Source organism: Spirosoma sordidisoli (assembly GCF_004138325.1).
Lineage (GTDB): Bacteria > Bacteroidota > Bacteroidia > Cytophagales > Spirosomataceae > Spirosoma > Spirosoma sordidisoli.
Genome location: NZ_SBLB01000015.1, coordinates 34,234 through 51,892 on the forward strand (window position 1 = coordinate 34,234; position 17,659 = coordinate 51,892).

Below are 17,659 nucleotides of genomic sequence, written 5' to 3' on the forward strand. Positions count from 1 at the left end.
TATAGGCCTGTCAGCTAAAAAACAACGCGTAACATTCTGGTAATGTTGACGCTACTGTACGAAAAAAAAGTTGGTGTTTTTTTGCAACGCTGGCAGAGCCTCTGGGCGTATAGGATCTTTGACAGGGAAAGGTCGTTGATGATCAGATAAATAGCAAATTATTTCAACAAAAAGGCTTTTTTGTTCAAAAAACACAGGGCAGATAAGATTGCTGGGCAAGCGAATAATTTTTTGCAAAAAGTTGTTGTATAGGGGAAGAAATCGCTTACTTTTCGGAATCACACGCTAATCCTATTCATCGTTTGGTCGAAAAAGTTATCACCCTCGACAACATCTCGCTCATCGACTTTCTGGGCGTAGAGAACCACAACATCCGGGAAGTGGCTGCGGCCTTCCCGATGAGCAAAATCATTTCGCGCGGAAACGAAATTCGCATAAAAGGCACAACGCCCGAAATCAGCCGTATCAGTACTATTCTGGATTCGCTCATGGAACATTACCAGAAATACGGCAAAATCACCCACGAGAACGTTCAGAATTACATCAGCCATAGCGGTCAGCCCGTTAGTGGAGCCAGCGCACCAGTAGTGCCCGACGATGATGAAGTCATCGTATATGGGAACAAAGGCGTGGTGGTTCGGGCGCGTACCGACAACCAGAAACGACTGGTAGAGGCCGCCGAGAAACACGATCTGGTGTTTGCCATTGGGCCAGCCGGTACGGGTAAGACCTATACGGCGGTGGCTATTGCGGTGCGGGCGCTCAAGAACAAGGAAGTTAAGAAAATTATCATCACCCGGCCCGCCGTAGAAGCCGGTGAAAATCTGGGCTTTCTGCCGGGCGACCTGAAGGAGAAAATCGACCCGTACCTGCGTCCGATCTATGATGCGCTCGACGATATGATTCCGGCCGAAAAGCTGAAATTTTACGAAGAGAACCGGATCATCGAAATTGCTCCGCTGGCCTACATGCGGGGGCGAACGCTGAATAATGCCTTCATTCTGCTTGACGAAGCGCAAAACACAACGTCGATGCAGATGAAGATGTTTCTGACGCGGATGGGCCCAACCTCAAAAGCCATCATCACCGGCGACCGGTCGCAGATCGACTTGCCCAATAAGCAGAAGTCAGGACTAATCGAGTCGGTCGATATCTTAAAAAACATCAAGGGTATCGCCTTCGTTGAACTGGATGGCCGCGATGTGGTACGGCACCGGCTCGTTCGGGAAATTATTACAGCATATGATAAAGCTGGGCAATAACTGCCAATCAGGCATGTGGAGAACCGGGCGGCTTTGGCTGACCGGTTCTTTTGTGTGTTTACTGGCTGTATCCGGGCAGGCTCAGGTACCAGCCACACTTCTGGCCGAAGAGCCGGCGCCCAATCGCTGCGGGGTGGTTGAACATGAACGAATACTACAGCAGCGCCACCCCGGCCGGCTCCGGCAGCTCAACGAATTGAACCGCCAGCTCGAGCTGGCGGCTGCGAACGGACGAATGCTGCGGGCTGCGGCCGATGATCAGGTTCTTCGGATTCCGGTCGTGGTACATGTCGTTCACAGCACCGCTTCGAATGAGATTGGCGGACCAACGAATGTCAATATTTCTGACGAGCAAATCGTCTCGCAGATTCAGGTGCTGAACGAAGATTACCGGCGCAAATCGGGCACCAACGGTTTCAACACCAACCCGATAGGCGCCGATGCGAAGATCGAGTTTTTCCTGGCTGCGACCGACCCCAGCGGCAATCCGACAAACGGCATAACGCGGCATTACTACCCACAAAAGACCTCGTTCAGCGTTGCCGACGGGTCGGGTGATGATATTCTGCTTTCGCAGATTGCCTACTGGCCCAGCGATCGGTACCTGAATATCTGGGTTACCCGGGTGAACTCGTACCTGGGGTATACGCAGTTTCCGACCTCGGCGGATACGCTCAGCGGGTTGCCCTTCGATGCGAGTGAATTTACGGATGGGTCGATTATCGACTACCGCTACTTCGGGCGCCAGCTCGGTTCGGTTCGGGACCCTACTTACTCGCTCGGTCGGACTGCCACGCACGAGATAGGTCACTGGCTGGGGTTGATTCATACCTGGGGCGACGGGAATGGCTGCGCCGAAGATTACGTAGGTGATACGCCCCCCACGCTGGCCCCCAACCAGACCCGGCAATGCCGCGAAACGTTTTCGAACTGCACGGGCCGGGGACCCACCCGCGACCAGACCGAGAACTACCTGGATTACTCGCCCGATGCCTGTATGAACCTGTTCACGGTTGGTCAGGTAGCCCGAATGCGTACCGTGCTGGCCCTTAGTCCCCGGCGGGCCCGCCTGATCCGGGCGGCCAATTCGCCCATTACCGAATCAGAGTCACTGGCCGTTACGGTGTATCCGAATCCGACCCAGAGTGACCCGGCCGTTGAAGTGCGGCTGAAAGGAATACAGTCTTTTTCGGTCGATCTGTTCGACGCCACTGGCAAGCACGTTCGTAACGTAAATTACACTGACTCGCCCAGCACGCTGGTATCGCTGCCGGTGAGTGGTCTGAAGTCCGGCATGTACATTGTGCGCGTCAAAACCGCCGATGAAATAGTGAGCAAACGCCTGCTGTTACAATAAAGAAGGTCTGGCCCATCGGCCCGCGACCTAATATATTGCTGCTATGATACAAGTTCTGCCTATTTCCAGCCCGGCTGATCTCGATACTGCCTTTGCCATTCGACGAACAGTTTTTGTCGAAGAACAGCGCGTTTCTGCCCGGGAAGAGTACGATGAATATGAAGAGTCAAGCCGCCATTTTCTGGCCCGAATCGATGGGGTGCCGGGCGGTACGGCCCGCTGGCGTCGCACCTCGTATGGCGTTAAGATGGAGCGGTTTGCCGTGCTGAAAGAGTTTCGGCAACAGGGCGTAGGAAAAGCGCTCGTGCAGGCCGTTCTCGACGATGTCTTCAGCCAGCAGCCCGAACCTATCGAAAGCATCTATCTGCACGCTCAGTTGTCGGCTATGCCGCTCTACGCGGGTTTTGGCTTCGTTCCGGTGGGCCCCATGTTTGAGGAAGCCGGTATTCAGCATTATAAGATGGTACTGCCGGGTTCTGCTTACTCGAAGCAATGAAAGGGTATCCGTTCGTTCGGTATGCGGCCGCGCTGGCAGCCGGGATCGTATTGTACGGACAATGGCCCAGCCTGATCTGGATACCCGCAGGCGCTGCAGTACTCGGCCTGGGCTTCTTCATCGGCTATTTTATTCGGTACAGAAACCAGGTAGTCAAACCCCTAGCGGCCGTGCAGGGGCTGGGCGGACTGCTGCTGCTGTTGGCGGCCGGCTGGTGCCTGACCTACGAGCGTACAGCCAGCAACCGGCCCGACAACCTGCTTCACCTGACAGACACCCTGCAGGCCTATACGGGGGTAGTGACGGCCCAGCCCGAAGAGCGGGCGAAAACCTACCGGGTTGAACTGGCCATTCGCCAGGGCCGCTGGCAAACCGGCTCCAACTCGGATCATCCGGCTACTGCCTGGCATCCGCTTAGCGGACGCGTCATCGTGTACATCGATAAAGCCATTGGTCAGATTCCCCGGTACGGGGAGTTATGGCTGGTTAATGGCTCGCCCCGCTCCATCGACCCGCCACTGAATCCGGGCGAGTTCGATTACAAAAGGTATCTGCACTACCGAAATATCTACCATCAGCAGTATCTGCGGCCGTTCCAGCGGCAGTTGATCGGGTACGATCCACCATCCCGCATCACAACCTGGGCCACGTCGATAAACCGACTGGCCGATGCAATCATTACCCGGCAGGTCGGGAACCGGGCTGAGTACAGCATCGTAAATGCCATGATCCTGGGGGTACGTGACGATCTGGACCCGGCGCTATATCGAGCCTATTCGGCCGCCGGGGCAGTGCATATTCTGTCGGTATCGGGTCTGCATGTCGGGATTCTGTTTACGGTGCTGACCTACCTGCTCAGCTTTCTCATCAGGCGCCCCCGCGGTAAACTCATCATGGCGGTTGTGCAGCTGATTATCCTGTGGTTCTACGCCCTCGTAACCGGCCTGTCGCCCCCGGTTCTGCGCTCGGCCGGTATGTTCTCGATGCTGATCGTAGCCAATGCCCTCGGCCGTCAGCAGCAGTTGCTGAACACCATGGGGGCATCGGCGTTTTTCATTCTTTGTTTTGACCCGTACGCCCTGTTTTCGGCGGGCTTCCAGCTGTCTAACCTGGCCGTAGCGGGTATCGGTTCCTGGCAGTCTACGCTGTCGCAGGCGCTTACGTTCCGGTATCGGTTCCTGAATAAATTGTGGGAGCTGACGGCGGTAGCGCTGGTAGCCCAGCTGATTACCTTTCCGCTGGGGGTATTCTATTTTCATCAGTTTCCGACCTACTTTCTGCTGGCTAACCCGGCCGTTATGGGCTTATCGTTTTTGCTACTGCCCCTGGCCATGGCTACACTGGCGTTGGGCTGGGTACCGTATCTGAACGATCTGCTGGGCTGGCTGCTTCAGAAAACGGCCTGGCTACTTAACTGGGTGGTGGTGCAGACCGGTACGTTGCCCGGCGCTGTCTGGGATGGACTCTGGCTGTCAGCAGGCGGGATGTTGCTTACCTACGCGGTCATACTCGGGGCGGTGGCCCTGGTGCTGACCCGGCAGCGTGAGTATGCCTGGGCCACCTGCCTGGCTGCTTTTCTGCTGGGCGTCCTGATCGTCTGGGATGAGTATGAACAACGGCATCAGCAGACGCTGGCGGTTCATTTTCTGCCGCACCGTACGGCCGTAAGCCTGACCGCCGGCCACAAAAGCCTGCTCCTGACCGATCTGGATACTTCGGATACCCGGTCGTATGACTTTTACCTGAAAAATACCTTTGGGCAGTGGGGCATCGGTCAGCTTAGCCTGCTCGACCTGCGTCAGTCCGGTGATTCCGCGCTGGCTGATTCGCCGATTCGGACCTTTTACCGACATCGGGATTATATGCTGTGCGTCTGGCAGGGAAAAACCATTATGCTGGTCAACAAACTCAATAGGTACACGCACTGGCGGTTACCAGCCGTCGTCGACTATTGTATCATCCGCCGGAATGCACTGCAGCACTGGGACGACCTGAAAGGTAGGATAGTAGCCCGGCATATTATTTTCGATGACTCCAACAAAACCCCGCTGACCGATCGGCTGCTGGCCGAAGCGGATCAACGGGGGTTTGTCTGTTACTCGGTCCGGCAAATGGGTGCCTATGTGGCCGAGTTAAAGTAGGGTTACTGCCTGGGCGACCCGGTTGAGTCGGGTCGGACGGCTGTACTTTTGGGGGCCGGTGGCCGGAAACCGCCGACCTCTTTCTGCATCGATTCTTTTTTAGCCTGATAGGTTGTCCACTGTTCGGGCGTCAGTAAGCCTTTGAGCTTATCTTCTTTCTCCTCGTTCAGCATCAGCATCATGTCCTGGATCTGCTTTCGGGTGTCTGCAGTCGGCTGGGTTCCCGTGCCAACAATATCCTTGATGGCGTCCTGCTGAATATCGGCGTACTCATTGTTGAGCTTCTTGACGGCCTTGGCCTGTTCTTTGTCGAGGCCCAGATTCTCTTTCAGCCATTTGGTTTCCTTATTGGCTATATCGCCCGCAATGTTCGGGATCTGGGGCCGCGAGGGGCCGCTGGCCTGGGGCGTCATGCCCCGACCCATACCACCCCGACCCATGCCGTAACCAGAACCGGGGTAATACTGACTATAGCCGGCGCTAATGAAGAGGCAGTTCAGGGCCACCAGGGCAGTGAAAAAACGTGCCGTTGGGTTCATAAATCGATTGCTGTTTAGTTCTTACCGAAATGAGAGTGCGAAGTACGGTAAAATTAGGCTGAACGCATCAGAAACGGACTAAAGATGAGTTGAAATACGGCCCCGTAATCGTAAAACTTTTCAGTCGTACAGACCGTTAGCTAAGTATATGGAAACGCTAGAAAAAATCCGTAAGGCGTACACCGAGTACGTTCTTGAAAACGGAAAACAACCCACCTCCGTCTTCCAGTTTGCTAAAAAACTGAAACTGGCCGAAACCGATTTTTACAACTATTACGCATCGTTCGACGCCATCGAAGCCGACGTTTGGCTGGCATTTTTTCAGGATGCAAAGGCTACTGTCGAAGCCGATGATACCTATCAGGGTTACTCGGTTCGGGAAAAGCTGCTGGCCTTTTACTACACCTGGATCGAGCTGTTGAAAGCACAGCGTAGTTTCGTCACCTACAGCTATGCCCGGTTGCGGGAAGAAGGCGCGGCCGCATCGCCGATTGCCAAAGCCCGTATGCGGAGCAGTCAGCTAAAGACCAGCAGCCGCGTACTGCAGCCGTTTCGCGAAGCCTTCTTTGACTACGCCCGCGACCTGCTGGCCGAGGGGCGTGAAAGTAAGGAGGTGGAGCCTCGTCCGTTTGTGACGGACCGTTACCCCAACGCCCTCTGGTCACAGACGCTGTTTCTGCTCGACTTCTGGGTGCGCGACGTGAGCCGGAATTTCGAAAAAACCGATACTGCCATCGAGAAAGCCGTCAACACCGCTTTCGACCTGATTGGCCGTTCTCCACTGGATACTCTATTCGATTTTGCCAAGTTTATCTATCAAAATAAATGAGTGAAGGGGTGGGCGAGGTGAGGAGGGCCTGTGTAGCAGGTACTCTTTTGCTTGTCCATGTTTTCGCTCTTTGAGCGCATGAAAACTCAGAACTCCGTTCCGACGACCAAAGTTGCCCGCGCCAGTCAGTTTGTAAAAGCAGGCGTGAAGGTCGGTGGCAATTACATTAAGCATTACAGCAAAAAACTACTCGATCCGGAGCTGTCGAAAGAAGAGCTGCACAAGGATAATGCGGCCGATATCTACGACGCGCTGAGTGAACTGAAAGGATCGGCCCTGAAAATGGCGCAGATGCTTAGTATGGACCGGGGCCTGCTGCCGGTGGCTTATTCCGATAAGTTCACCATGGCCCAGTACTCGGCTCCCCCTTTGTCGGGACCGCTGGTGGTGAAGACCTTCCGGACTTATTTCGGCAAATCGCCCAACGAACTGTTCGACAAATTCGATATCAACTCGGTCAATGCCGCCAGTATCGGGCAGGTCCACCAGGCCTGGAAAGCGGGTAAGAAACTGGCCGTAAAGGTTCAGTATCCGGGCGTGGCCGATTCGGTTAGTTCGGATCTTAAAATTGCCAAGCCGCTGGCCGTTCGGCTGCTGAACCTCGATGAGCGGCAGATTGACCGGTACATGGGCGAGGTGGAAAGCAAACTCCTCGAAGAAACGGACTACGACCTGGAGCTGCGACGGAGCATCGAAATTTCGGAAGCCTGCGCTCACATCGACGGACTGGTATTCCCGACCTATTACCCCGAGTTATCGAGCAAGCGGATTCTGACCATGGACTGGTTGGACGGGCAACACCTGAAAGAGTTTCTGGCTACCAAACCCTCGCAGGAGGCCAGAGACCGCATCGGGCAGCTCTTGTGGGATTTCTACGATCACCAGATCCATACGCTCCGGCAGGTGCATGCCGATCCGCATCCCGGCAACTTCCTGATGCGGGCCGATGGCACGCTGGGAGTGATCGACTTTGGCTGCGTAAAGGTCATCCCAGACTACTACTACGATAATTATTTCCGGCTGATCAACCCCGATACCATCAAAGACCAGGCACTGACCGAGCAGATCTTCACCAACCTGGAGTTTCTGGTGGCGCAGGACTCGCCCAAAGACCGTCGGTTTTTCTCGGATCTGTTCGTGCAGATGATCGAGATGCTGGGCGCGCCTTTCGCCGTCGATGAATTCGATTTTGGTGATGATGCGTACTTCAACAAAGTATACGCCTTTGCGGATGAGTTGTCGAAACTCGAAGAGCTTCGTTCGTCGAAAGTGGTCCGTGGCTCGCAGGACGGTCTGTATGTAAACCGGACTTACTATGGTCTGTACGCCATGCTGAACGAGCTGAAAGCCCGCGTCCGGACCACAAAACCGGAATGGCTGCGGTCGCAGCAGGTTGCATCGGTATAAAGCTAACGGCTCCGGGAAAAGGTCGCTGACAGTTTGTTGGCGACTTTGTTGTTATGGGCGATGCTTAATAACGAAAAGAGGTTATCCAGATAAGGTTATCTTACAGATGGGTCTTGTTAACACCGGCAGTAGACGAAAGAACTACCGGAGCAGCAAGCAAATCCTGGTTTTCCCCGAGGTTTCGACAGGGTCTATTGATTTCCAGAGGGCAGGTCACACGATAGGTACAAAAAGCCAGCGTTTTTCAAGGCGCTGGCTTTTGGAATGGCAGGTAGTTTTGCCTGTCGACTCAAAACAAATTCGGGTAATCCGTAATGATGCCATCTACGCCTAACCCCGTCAGCGCGTCGATTTCAGGCTTGGTGTTTACTGTCCACGGAATAATCTTCAGGCCCTGCTCGTGGCAGGCTTTCACTAACTCGGCGGTAACGGTTTTGTAGTAGGGGCTGTAGATGGCCGGTTTGAAACCCAGCGTTTGCAGGTTCTCAGCCAGCGTTTTGGGGTTGGCCGTCAGGTGGGCCAGTACCACATTGGGGTGTTGCTCATGCAGCAGCTGCAGCGGCCGCACATCGAACGACTGAATATTGAACCGGTTACCCAGCTTCCGGCTGTTAATCACGTCCATCGCCAGCTTCACAAACTCGGCTGGGGCCGGGTGATAGGTGCCGTCGGTTTGTGGACTGCATTTGATTTCGATGTTGTAGCGCGGCTGCGGCATTCTCTTCGCCCGGGCATACACCTCCACCGAATCAATCAACTCACCAAGCAGCGGTTTGTAGGCGGCCTGTTTTTGCTGTTGCGGAAAGAGCGGGTGCGGCTTGCGACCCACGTCGTAGCGTTTAATCTCATCGTAGGTCATCTGGTACAGGTTCAGCGACTTTTCTTCGGACTTTGTTACAGGCGAACCGTCGGGTTTGGTGGCAATGTCCGACACCATGTAGGTATCATGCGAAACGACCACCTGCTTGTCTTTCGAGATGACGATGTCGAGTTCGAGTGTGGTTACGCCGAGGTCGAGGGCCTTTTTCATGGCCGCAACCGTGTTTTCAGGCATAAGACCCCGGCACCCCCGGTGACCTTGGCGGTCGAGCCTGGGCTGGGCGAACGTAAGAATTGGGAGAAGGAGAAAAATGAAATATTTTGTCATCAGTTAGTTGGGCTTCGCCCGTCATTGGTGATTGGCCCTTCGTGCATCATTGGACATTGTTCATTTTCCAGTTACTATACCTGCCGGTAATTAATGACTGACGAAGTTTAAACAGCCAATGACTAATGACGCGCGAAGGGCTACCCACTAAAAATTATATCGCGCACCCACCTGTACCTGGAAAGGATCGTTGGTAGGGTTGGGAATGCCGGTTGCGTTGACGCGGTAGTTGTAGCGCGCGTTGGCTACGTCGAAATTTGGTACGGCTGGCGAGGTAGCTGTGGCCGCCCGGCCATTGGGGGCGTAGAGGGCCTGCGAACCCAGTGACTTGTTTACACCCCAGTCGCGTTTGAGCATGTTGGCAAAGTTGAAAATATCGGCCGAAAACTCGATGTTGTGGTTTTTGTAAATACGGAACCGCTTGGCTGCCCGGATGTCAAAGATGCCGTAAAAGGCATTGATGCCGCCGTTCCGGGGAGCAAACTGACTCGAATACGTCGTTATATAGTCTTTTATACTTTGACTGGCATCAGGGCTGTTAAGCAGGTTTTGCAGTCCCGTACGGATGTTTTCGGGAACTTCGGCGCTGTTGCGGTCGAAGATAAACGCCAGGTCGTTCTGACCCGCTACAAAGTCACCGTTGCTGTTCACGCCCGACAGCAGGGTGTAGCGCGTACCGCCCAGTCCTGAATAGCGAACGCCCACCGTGATGCCCCAGAACGTGGGCAGCGTGCCATACAACACGACCTTGTGCCGGAACTGGTTGTCGGAATAGGTCATGCGGGTCAGGTTGCGCGGGTCGTCGACCACGGGTTGCACCAGCGTAGCTGTGTTCGCTACATTACCGTTATAGGAGGTATTGTCGCGCACATCGCTCCAGGTATAGCTTGCCGAAATTTCACCATCACGGAAGTAGCGGTACGTAGCGTCTACAACAGCCGCAAACTGATTCACCCGGCCATCGCTCGTTAGCTCCAGTACTCGACCCAGGCGGTTGCTGATGCGCCCGTCGAGCCAGTTGGCCGCGCCATTGGCAGGCATCCGGTTCAGCGGCACAAACACGCCCCGGTTGCCTTCGTTCGAGAGTCGGAAGAAAGGCTCGGAGGGCATATTGCGGTCCACGTAGGTGTAGTTGTTGCGGGCCAGCGACATAAAGCCCGACAGGCTCACCTTCAGGCGGTCGTTGATGAAGCGCGTGTACGACACGTTGGCTTTGTAAAGTACGGGTACGCGGGCATCGGCCCCGGTCAGGTTGATGGTTGGCAACTGAAACTGCGCCAGCGTCGGAATGCTGTTGTAATCCTGCCGGTATGCCGCAAAATTTGGTGCTGGCACGTCAGCCCCGCGCACATCGACGGTGGCCAGGTTCGAGCCATCGAAAGTCAGGTTATTGATGAGCATGTAATTGTTGATGTCCGAGGCAAACACGCCCGCGCCCAGCCGGATAATGTCACGACGCTGCTCATTCACGTCCCAGGTAAACTGCAACCGTGGCTGAGCCATGAACGTCCGCAGGCGGTTGTCGGTCCGCAGGCCCAGATCCTCTAACACTGCCTGATTTAGCGAAGCTTTGGGGAAGTGGGCGTAATCGAAGCGCAGGCCGGCGGTCATGTCGAGGCCGGGCGCGAGTTTGGTCGCCATCTGGCCATAAACACCTGCGTTCCAGATGCCCCCGCGCACACTCCAGTCGTCTTTGAGCGGCACTTCGCGGAAGTAGCGGTAGGGCCGCAGCCGGTCGAAGTTGTCGAGGGCCGAGCCGGTTGCGTCGTTGGTATAGTGGAAACGTCCGTTTACTTCACTGCCATATACCGAGCGGGCGTTGGTGTACATCAGGTCCACACCGAACGTAAACTGCGCTCTGTCGGTGTTGTAATACAGGTTGTTGATGAGTTGCACCACGTTGTTGGTGAAGCCTTCCTGCGCAAAGCGGTGACCGCCCATCTGAATATTGGTGGCGCGGGTGGATCCGCCAATGGTCGATTGCACGTTCTCGACAATGTTGCGCGGAATGTTACGCTCAGGCAGCTGATCGCCGGGGCTGCTTAACTGGTAGGTATGGAGGTGCTGCACCTTCAACTCGTTGGTGATACGCGGGCTGACCGACGACCGAAGCGTGGCCAGCAGGCTATTGTCCCAGTTATAGTCATTGCCGGTCGACTCAAGAATGTTGATGGCTGAATTGTCGACTAAACCCAGCTTATTGCGGTCGGTGGTAAAGTTGTTGCGAACGGTCAGCAGGTTTTTGCTGTCGATCTGCCAATCGAGCCGCAGAAAACCTGTGCTGGAATTGCGTACCCGGTCAAATTGACCGTACTGCGGAGTATTGGCCACGCCATAACGAGTGCGGGCAATGTTCACGTACCGGTCGAGCGTAGCAGTAGTCACGTTGAAACGCAACTCATCGGCGGGAGACTGAATATCGGCGATAAACAGCGGCCGCGAGTCGATTTGCCGTTCATAAACGGCGTAGTAATGCAGTTTATCTTTAATAAGCGGCCCTCCCAGCGCGAAGCCAAACTGATTTGTTGAAAACCGAACATCCCGGCGGTTCCCCCGAATATCGAATCGACTGGCCAGCTGGTTGGCGCGCGTGTAGTTGAATACGCTACCCGTAAGCTGGTTGGTACCGGCTTTGGTAACGGCACTCACAATACCGCCCCCGGCGCGGCCGTAGACCACATCGTACTGGTTCGTAATCACCTTGAACTCCCGTACGGCTTCGAGCGAGATCGTGTATGGGCCACCGCTGCGGCTGTTCGAGGCACCCGCCGAGGTGGGGTTTTTGGCCGTCGTGCCGTCGATGGTGAAGTTGGTCGAAGAACCCAGTTGTCCCGACAGGTTGCCGCCCCGGCCCGCCAGTGGCGACAGGTCTGTTAGCGTTGTGAAGTTCCGGCCATTCACCGGCAGCGTAGCGATGGCCCGGGCCGATACGTCCGTGGCCGCGCCAAAGTTCTCAATTTTGTTTTTCAACCCCGAAGCGACTACATCAACCACGGCCAGGTCCTGACCGCTTTCTTTCATGTCGAGGTTGATACGAACCAAATCGCCCTGATTTAGCATGTAGCCCGTTAGTCGCTGTTCGCCGTAGCCGACAAAAGTAGCCCGGACGGTGTAGGGGCCGCCGAGGGGTAGTTCTTTAAACAGGTACTCGCCTTTAGCATTGGTGACGGTACCGACGGAGAAGCCCGTTGCTTCGTTGCGCACAACAACCGTGGCTCCCGGCAGGGGCGTTTTGCCATTTTCGAGTACAGTTCCAGTGATAGACGTTTGTGTAGTTTGCGCGGTTATGTTGCCAATGCCCACGGCGGTTAGCAACAGCAGGAGGATGAATGTGAATAATGAACGGTTCATAGTGACAGGTATATTTCCTGCCGCAAAGAGACGCGATATGCGTTATGTGGGTGTTACTTATAAATTAAGAAATTATAATAATTGTGTCTGGTACTTAATATAAAATAAAAACAGTATGACCTGCTCTGTAGTAAGTGCCCGGAGCGTACATGCTGACCTTACCATTGATCCCAAGAAAAACCCCTGTTTACCAGAGTTTTTGGTGGAATGCTAAACGGCATATTATAAGCAACCTTAAGGCTCTTGAACGCAATGGACCTACCAGTGGCACGAGCTTGGCTGACTATCTTAGGTGGATTTTCGCAGCGTAATAGCCAAATTGGATTGGATTGTGCCGTAACAGAAACTGTTGCTTTTTATTTTCAATTACCTGTCCTATTCTTGCGGAATCCCTGAATCGAGCCCGTCAACAACCAATCATTCGTAGGGTCACTATTCATTTATGTCATGACAAAGTCTACCCAACATTTAGACAAACTGACAACCGCAGGTTTACTTGTAGCGGTCGGTATTGTTTTTGGCGATATCGGTACATCGCCACTTTACACGTACCGCGCCATAATTGAAGACCGAAGTGTGACTGAAACCCTGGCGCTGGGAGGGGCATCAGCCATTTTCTGGACGTTGACATTTCAGACCACTCTAAAATACGTGCTGATTACCTTACGAGCCGACAATAATGGGGAGGGTGGGATTTTTTCGCTTTACGCCCTAATCAGGCGATACGCCAGATGGCTCCTATTTCCCGCTATTGCGGGGGGGAGCTTTCTCATTGCTGATAGCATCATCACCCCACCCATTTCGGTATCGTCTGCCATTGAAGGGTTGTTGCCGATTTATCCTGACCTGCCTACGGTCCCGATCGTACTGGCGGTTCTGTTGGGGTTGTTTCTGGTGCAGCAGGCTGGCACAAACCGGCTGGGTAATGCCTTTGGGCCGATCATGACCGTCTGGTTTACAATGATTGGCCTGTTAGGAGTGGTGCACATTGTCCAGAATCCTGCGGTTGTTCGCGCCCTTAATCCCTACTATGCCTACGAATTGATTGTCCACTATCCTGAAGGTTTCTGGCTGCTGGGTGGGGTGTTTCTCTGCTCAACAGGTGCTGAAGCGCTTTATTCCGACATGGGCCATGTGGGTCGGCGAAATGTGCAGGTGTCCTGGGTTTATGTCAAACTTTGTCTAATACTCTGCTATTTAGGGCAGGCAGCCTGGCTGCTCGACCATACTGGTCAGCCATTGGGTAATCAAAGCCCGTTTTTCGGATTAGTACCCGACTGGTTTATGTTACCTAGTATCGGTATTGCCACACTGGCAACAATTATTGCCTCCCAGGCGCTGATTAGTGGCACGTTCACATTGGTGTCGGAAGCTTTCCGACTGACGCTGTTGCCTAAGCTACGGATCGTATTTCCTTCCGATGCGCGGGGGCAGGTGTACATACCGGCGTTCAACTGGCTGCTGATGGCAGGCTGTTTTGCGGTCGTACTGTACTTTCGCGAATCAAAAAACATGGAAGCGGCTTTTGGACTGTCGGTCAATCTAACAATGCTGATGACAACCGTATTGCTGGCTATGTACCTTTACAGCCGTCACGTCAGCCTCTTCTGGGTAGGGGCGCTGTTGCTGGTTTTTCTGGTTATCGAGAGCGCATTTCTGGTAGCCAACCTGCGAAAGTTTACCCACGGTGGCTGGGTGTCGCTCCTGCTGGGTTTCATCATGACTGCGGTGATGCTGGTGTGGTACTATGGCAGTCGCATCAAACGCCGACTAACCCGCTACGTCAGCCTACGCGATCATCTGCCCATCCTAAAACAGCTCAGCAACGACGAGGCCGTACCGAAATATGCCACGAATCTTGTTTACCTGACTGCATCAGATCAGCCAGCGCAGGTGGAAGAGAGTATTATTAGTTCTGTGCTGGAAGGTCAACCTAAACGCGCTGATGTGTACTGGCTAATCCACGTTGACTTAATGGACGAACCGTATACGACCGAGTATAGCTTAGATATTTTAGAGCCAGAAGAAGTGGTTCGTATAACTTTCCGGCTGGGGTTCCGGGTACAGCCCCGCATCAACTTGTTATTCCGCAAAGTTGTTGAGGAGCTGGTGCGTTGCCGAGAAATTACGCTTCGACCCAACTACCAGCCGCTGCACGCAAAAGCCAACGCCATCGGTGACTTTCGCTTTATCGTTATCAATCGGTTTTTGTCCTATGATAACGATCTCAATTCGCTCGATACGTTTATCATGAACAGCTACTTCGCCTTGAAAAGTATTAGCGTAGCCGATGAGCGAGCATATGGACTAGACACCCAGAACGTAGCTACTGAGCAGGTGCCTCTGATCGTCAAACCTGCTGAATTTGTCCGGTTGCGTCGGGGCGACTCGCCAACCAGCACCGAACAAGTTCCTGACCATCGGGGATGATTTTGGCACCAAAAACCCCCATATTGGATAGGTTTTGTGTTAATATAACTTGCATCTACAGGGAGCAAAAAACCGTTTTGGCCGCCCACCTTGCCTCTTGCTTATACCTGACGACCATAGCGATTTGTTTGATATTGACTCCTGGTTTGAGTTGCTCTGCCAGATGCTAGGGGCTGCCGACTTATGAGGAGATGACTTATTTCTGAACGCGGATACTGGCTTTGATTCAACGCAGACTAAAGTACGGCTCGCATCGTTGGACAGACAGAAAACCTTCGCCATTACGTATTCGATTGTTAAAAACGCCTAAATTGCTATAGTGCCTGATCTGGTAGTCGGTTCGGCTCTGTCATGTGGTTGTCATACGCATTATAAATTATTCATGTCTCGCCCTCGTTTCGACGATATTTTTATGGAACTGGCCGTTAACCTGGCCAAGCGTTCTCATTGCATCAAAGCCCAGGTCGGGGCCGTTCTGACCCGCGATACCCGCATCATATCCATCGGATACAATGGCCCCCCCGCCGGTACCCATAATTGCGACGACGAGTTTCCCGAAACGGGTTGCCCCCGCGACTCGAAAGGCTCGTGTTCGCTGGCGTTGCATGCCGAAGAAAATGCCATTCTGTACGCAGCCAAGAACGGCTCAGAAGTTGAAGGTGCCACTATCTACGTGACCCTGTCGCCCTGTATTGCCTGCGCCCGTATCATCTACAGTATGAAAATAGCAAGGGTTGTTTTCCTGCATTCCTATGCCGAATACAAAGGCATTGGCTCGGACGAAGGCGTCGACTTTTTGCGCCGATTCGGTGTCACGGTTGAGCGCTACGTACCGAGTCCGGGGTTTGACCTTCAGTCTGAGCCGCCCATTCCTAAAAAAGCGGTCTCGGCGCCCGTATTATGAATATTCTGGCACATGCCTACCTGTCGGGTCAGGACACAGGACTCATCGTTGGTAACTTTATTGGCGATTTTATCAAGGGTGATCCGGCCGGGCTCCGCCATCATCTGCTGCCGGGCGAGATAGCGGGGGTGCGGCTGCATCGGGCCATCGACCTGTTTACGGATACCCATGCCGACGTAGCCGCCGTGCGCGATATCCTGCATCCACGCTGTCACAAATACGCCGGGGCGGCTGTCGACGTTTTTTTTGATCATTTTCTGGCGGTGCGCTTCCAGGAACTTACGGGTCAGTCGCTGTCCGCCTTCACGACCGATTTTTACCAGACGCTGCTTCGGCACACGACCAATTTCCCGGCTACCGCTCTGCGGATGCTCGACGCCATGATTCGATACGACTGGCTGACGCATTACCAGACGCTCGACGGCATCAACCGGTCGCTAACGGGTATTTCGCGCCGAACGGCGTTTCCGTCGGGCCTCGAGACGGCTGTCGAAGACCTGCAAACGTATTACGTTGAGATCGAAACCCGGTTCCTGCACTACTGGCCACAGCTGACGGCCGAGGTCGGGCGGGTTAAAAGGCAGCTGGCCGAAACGACCTGAGCCGACCTGGCGTTCGTAGTCCAAACGGTGTCGCGGGCTGGCCAAGGCCGAAAATCGTTACTTTTGTTGTTCACCATCGGCATATGCCGTAGGGGAGGCTGGCCTTCGTTCTGCCCGCGACCCCGCCTGTATAATCTCCTGGTACGTCTTGATTGCTGCAGTTGATACCCTCCTGAAAGATATTCGCAACAAGCGAATTGCTCCTGTTTACCTCGTTCATGGCGACGAGCCCTATTATATCGACCGAATTGCTGAGGAGCTCGAAAAAGTAGCCGTACCGGTAGCGGAACGCGGTTTCAATCAGTTCGTGCTTTTTGGGAAGGATACCGATGTGGGCGCTGTGCTCAACTACGCCCGGCGTTACCCCTTCATGGCCGAACGCCAGCTGGTACTTGTCAAAGAAGCCCAGCAGATGGCCGGTATCGGCGATAAATCGGCGCAGACCCTGCTCGAAGATTACGCGCTCAATCCGCTGGCCAGTACGATTCTGATGCTCTGCTATACCAAAGAGGACGGTAAACCAGGGCTCGACGAGCGGAAGTCGTGGGTGAAAGCGTTCGGGACCAAGGGAAAGCTGCTGGGTGTCAAGAAGCTGTATGATAACAAAGTGCCTGACTGGATTGGGGAGTATTGCCGGGAGCAGGGTACGAAAGTAAGCCCGAAAGCCTGTCAGTTACTGGCCGATCACATTGGTAACGACCTCAAGCGACTCGCCAGCGAAATCGATAAAATACTCATCAATCTGCACGTTGGCGAGGAGATCTCAGCGGCAACGGTAGAGCGGCTGGTCGGAATCAGCAAAGAATACAATGTTTTCGAACTGCAGAAGGCCCTCGTGCAGCGCGACGTCGTAAAAGCCAACCGGATTGTCGATTACTTTGCCCGTAACCCGAAAGATAATCCACTGGTTGTTATTCTGGCGCAGCTGTTTGGCTATTTCAGCAAGGTAGTACTGGTGCAGGCCTCACCCGACCAGTCCGAGAAAGGACTGGCCTCGGTGCTGGGCGTTAACCCGTTCTTCGTCAAAGATTATCTGTCGGCCGCCCGTACGTTCCCGCTGACTAAAGTGGCAGACATTATACACGCCATCCGACGAGCCGATGCGCAGAGTAAAGGGATCGACGCGCCCACCCTTACCGAAGGCGATATTCTCCGGGAACTCGTATTTACGGTGCTGCACTAACAATCACTCGC

Annotated in this window: 13 protein-coding genes; 10 read left to right on the forward strand and 3 right to left on the reverse strand. The window is 54.1% G+C overall.

Features of this window, described 5'->3' with window-relative positions:
* Positions 1-302: 302 nt before the first annotated feature.
* From EQG79_RS29800 to EQG79_RS29815, 4 genes are read left to right on the forward strand one after another with little or no spacing between them, the layout of a single operon-like run.
* Positions 303-1,262, forward strand: a complete 960-nt coding sequence (locus EQG79_RS29800) for a PhoH family protein (RefSeq protein ID WP_077919851.1) — start codon at positions 303-305, stop codon at positions 1,260-1,262.
* Positions 1,263-1,275: 13 nt separating this feature from the next.
* A complete protein-coding gene (locus tag EQG79_RS29805) occupies positions 1,276-2,619 on the forward strand; it encodes a M43 family zinc metalloprotease (RefSeq protein ID WP_240699520.1) in 1,344 nt (447 codons plus the stop codon).
* A 43-nt stretch (positions 2,620-2,662) separates the two neighbouring features.
* The gene (locus EQG79_RS29810) at positions 2,663-3,115 is read left to right on the forward strand and encodes a GNAT family N-acetyltransferase (protein WP_077919849.1); all 453 of its coding nucleotides are present in this window, start codon (positions 2,663-2,665) and stop codon (positions 3,113-3,115) included.
* Positions 3,112-5,256 carry a ComEC/Rec2 family competence protein gene (locus EQG79_RS29815; RefSeq protein ID WP_129606776.1) on the forward strand — a complete coding sequence of 715 codons (2,145 nt, stop codon included), beginning with the start codon at positions 3,112-3,114 and terminating at the stop codon, positions 5,254-5,256. Before EQG79_RS29810 ends, EQG79_RS29815 begins: the two co-directional genes overlap by 4 nt.
* A 2-nt stretch (positions 5,257-5,258) precedes the next feature.
* On the opposite strand, the gene EQG79_RS29820 is transcribed toward EQG79_RS29815, so the two are convergent.
* A complete protein-coding gene (locus EQG79_RS29820; protein WP_077919847.1) occupies positions 5,259-5,795 on the reverse strand; it encodes a hypothetical protein in 537 nt (178 codons plus the stop codon).
* 148 nt (positions 5,796-5,943) lie between these two features.
* Here EQG79_RS29820 and EQG79_RS29825 point away from each other — a divergent pair, with 148 nt between their 5' ends.
* Together EQG79_RS29825 and EQG79_RS29830 are read left to right on the forward strand one after the other, a co-directional pair.
* Positions 5,944-6,624, forward strand: coding sequence for a TetR/AcrR family transcriptional regulator (locus tag EQG79_RS29825; RefSeq protein WP_129606778.1), 681 nt, complete (start codon positions 5,944-5,946; stop codon positions 6,622-6,624).
* Between the two features lie 78 nt (positions 6,625-6,702).
* Positions 6,703-8,031, forward strand: coding sequence for an ABC1 kinase family protein (locus EQG79_RS29830; RefSeq protein ID WP_129606780.1), 1,329 nt, complete (start codon positions 6,703-6,705; stop codon positions 8,029-8,031).
* Positions 8,032-8,320: 289 nt separating this feature from the next.
* Here the strand turns inward: EQG79_RS29830 and EQG79_RS29835 are convergent, their stop codons facing one another.
* Entirely contained in the window at positions 8,321-9,178 is an 858-nt protein-coding gene (locus tag EQG79_RS29835) for a glycerophosphodiester phosphodiesterase family protein (RefSeq protein WP_129606782.1), read from the reverse strand.
* 147 nt (positions 9,179-9,325) lie between these two features.
* The gene (locus tag EQG79_RS29840) at positions 9,326-12,529 is read right to left on the reverse strand and encodes a TonB-dependent receptor (protein WP_129606784.1); all 3,204 of its coding nucleotides are present in this window, start codon (positions 12,527-12,529) and stop codon (positions 9,326-9,328) included.
* 447 nt (positions 12,530-12,976) lie between these two features.
* Here EQG79_RS29840 and EQG79_RS29845 point away from each other — a divergent pair, with 447 nt between their 5' ends.
* The 4 genes from EQG79_RS29845 (at position 12,977) to holA (ending at position 17,648) form a co-directional block, all read left to right on the forward strand.
* Positions 12,977-14,959, forward strand: coding sequence for a KUP/HAK/KT family potassium transporter (locus EQG79_RS29845; protein WP_129606787.1), 1,983 nt, complete (start codon positions 12,977-12,979; stop codon positions 14,957-14,959).
* A gap of 382 nt (positions 14,960-15,341) precedes the next feature.
* Positions 15,342-15,863, forward strand: coding sequence for a deoxycytidylate deaminase (locus EQG79_RS29850; RefSeq protein ID WP_129606789.1), 522 nt, complete (start codon positions 15,342-15,344; stop codon positions 15,861-15,863).
* Positions 15,860-16,465: an acyl carrier protein phosphodiesterase gene (locus tag EQG79_RS29855; RefSeq protein ID WP_129606790.1), complete on the forward strand. Its 606-nt coding sequence runs from the start codon at positions 15,860-15,862 to the stop codon at positions 16,463-16,465. Before EQG79_RS29850 ends, EQG79_RS29855 begins: the two co-directional genes overlap by 4 nt.
* Positions 16,466-16,613: 148 nt before the next feature.
* Complete coding sequence (gene holA / locus EQG79_RS29860) at positions 16,614-17,648, forward strand: DNA polymerase III subunit delta (protein WP_129606792.1); 1,035 nt, start codon at positions 16,614-16,616, stop codon at positions 17,646-17,648.
* The last annotated feature ends 11 nt before the right edge of the window (positions 17,649-17,659 follow it).

What these genes read in the sequence shown, in the direction of transcription:
- EQG79_RS29815 (WP_129606776.1), top strand. Translation starts at nt 3,112, where the DNA reads ATGAAAGGGTATCCGTTCGTTCGGTATGCGGCCGCGCTGGCAGCCGGG.
- EQG79_RS29850 (WP_129606789.1), top strand. Translation starts at nt 15,342, where the DNA reads ATGTCTCGCCCTCGTTTCGACGATATTTTTATGGAACTGGCCGTTAAC.
- EQG79_RS29820 (WP_077919847.1), bottom strand. Translation starts at nt 5,795, where the DNA reads ATGAACCCAACGGCACGTTTTTTCACTGCCCTGGTGGCCCTGAACTGC.
- EQG79_RS29840 (WP_129606784.1), bottom strand. Translation starts at nt 12,529, where the DNA reads ATGAACCGTTCATTATTCACATTCATCCTCCTGCTGTTGCTAACCGCC.
- EQG79_RS29855 (WP_129606790.1), top strand. Translation starts at nt 15,860, where the DNA reads ATGAATATTCTGGCACATGCCTACCTGTCGGGTCAGGACACAGGACTC.
- EQG79_RS29845 (WP_129606787.1), top strand. Translation starts at nt 12,977, where the DNA reads ATGACAAAGTCTACCCAACATTTAGACAAACTGACAACCGCAGGTTTA.
- EQG79_RS29810 (WP_077919849.1), top strand. Translation starts at nt 2,663, where the DNA reads ATGATACAAGTTCTGCCTATTTCCAGCCCGGCTGATCTCGATACTGCC.
- EQG79_RS29830 (WP_129606780.1), top strand. Translation starts at nt 6,703, where the DNA reads ATGAAAACTCAGAACTCCGTTCCGACGACCAAAGTTGCCCGCGCCAGT.
- EQG79_RS29805 (WP_240699520.1), top strand. Translation starts at nt 1,276, where the DNA reads ATGTGGAGAACCGGGCGGCTTTGGCTGACCGGTTCTTTTGTGTGTTTA.
- EQG79_RS29825 (WP_129606778.1), top strand. Translation starts at nt 5,944, where the DNA reads ATGGAAACGCTAGAAAAAATCCGTAAGGCGTACACCGAGTACGTTCTT.
- EQG79_RS29835 (WP_129606782.1), bottom strand. Translation starts at nt 9,178, where the DNA reads ATGACAAAATATTTCATTTTTCTCCTTCTCCCAATTCTTACGTTCGCC.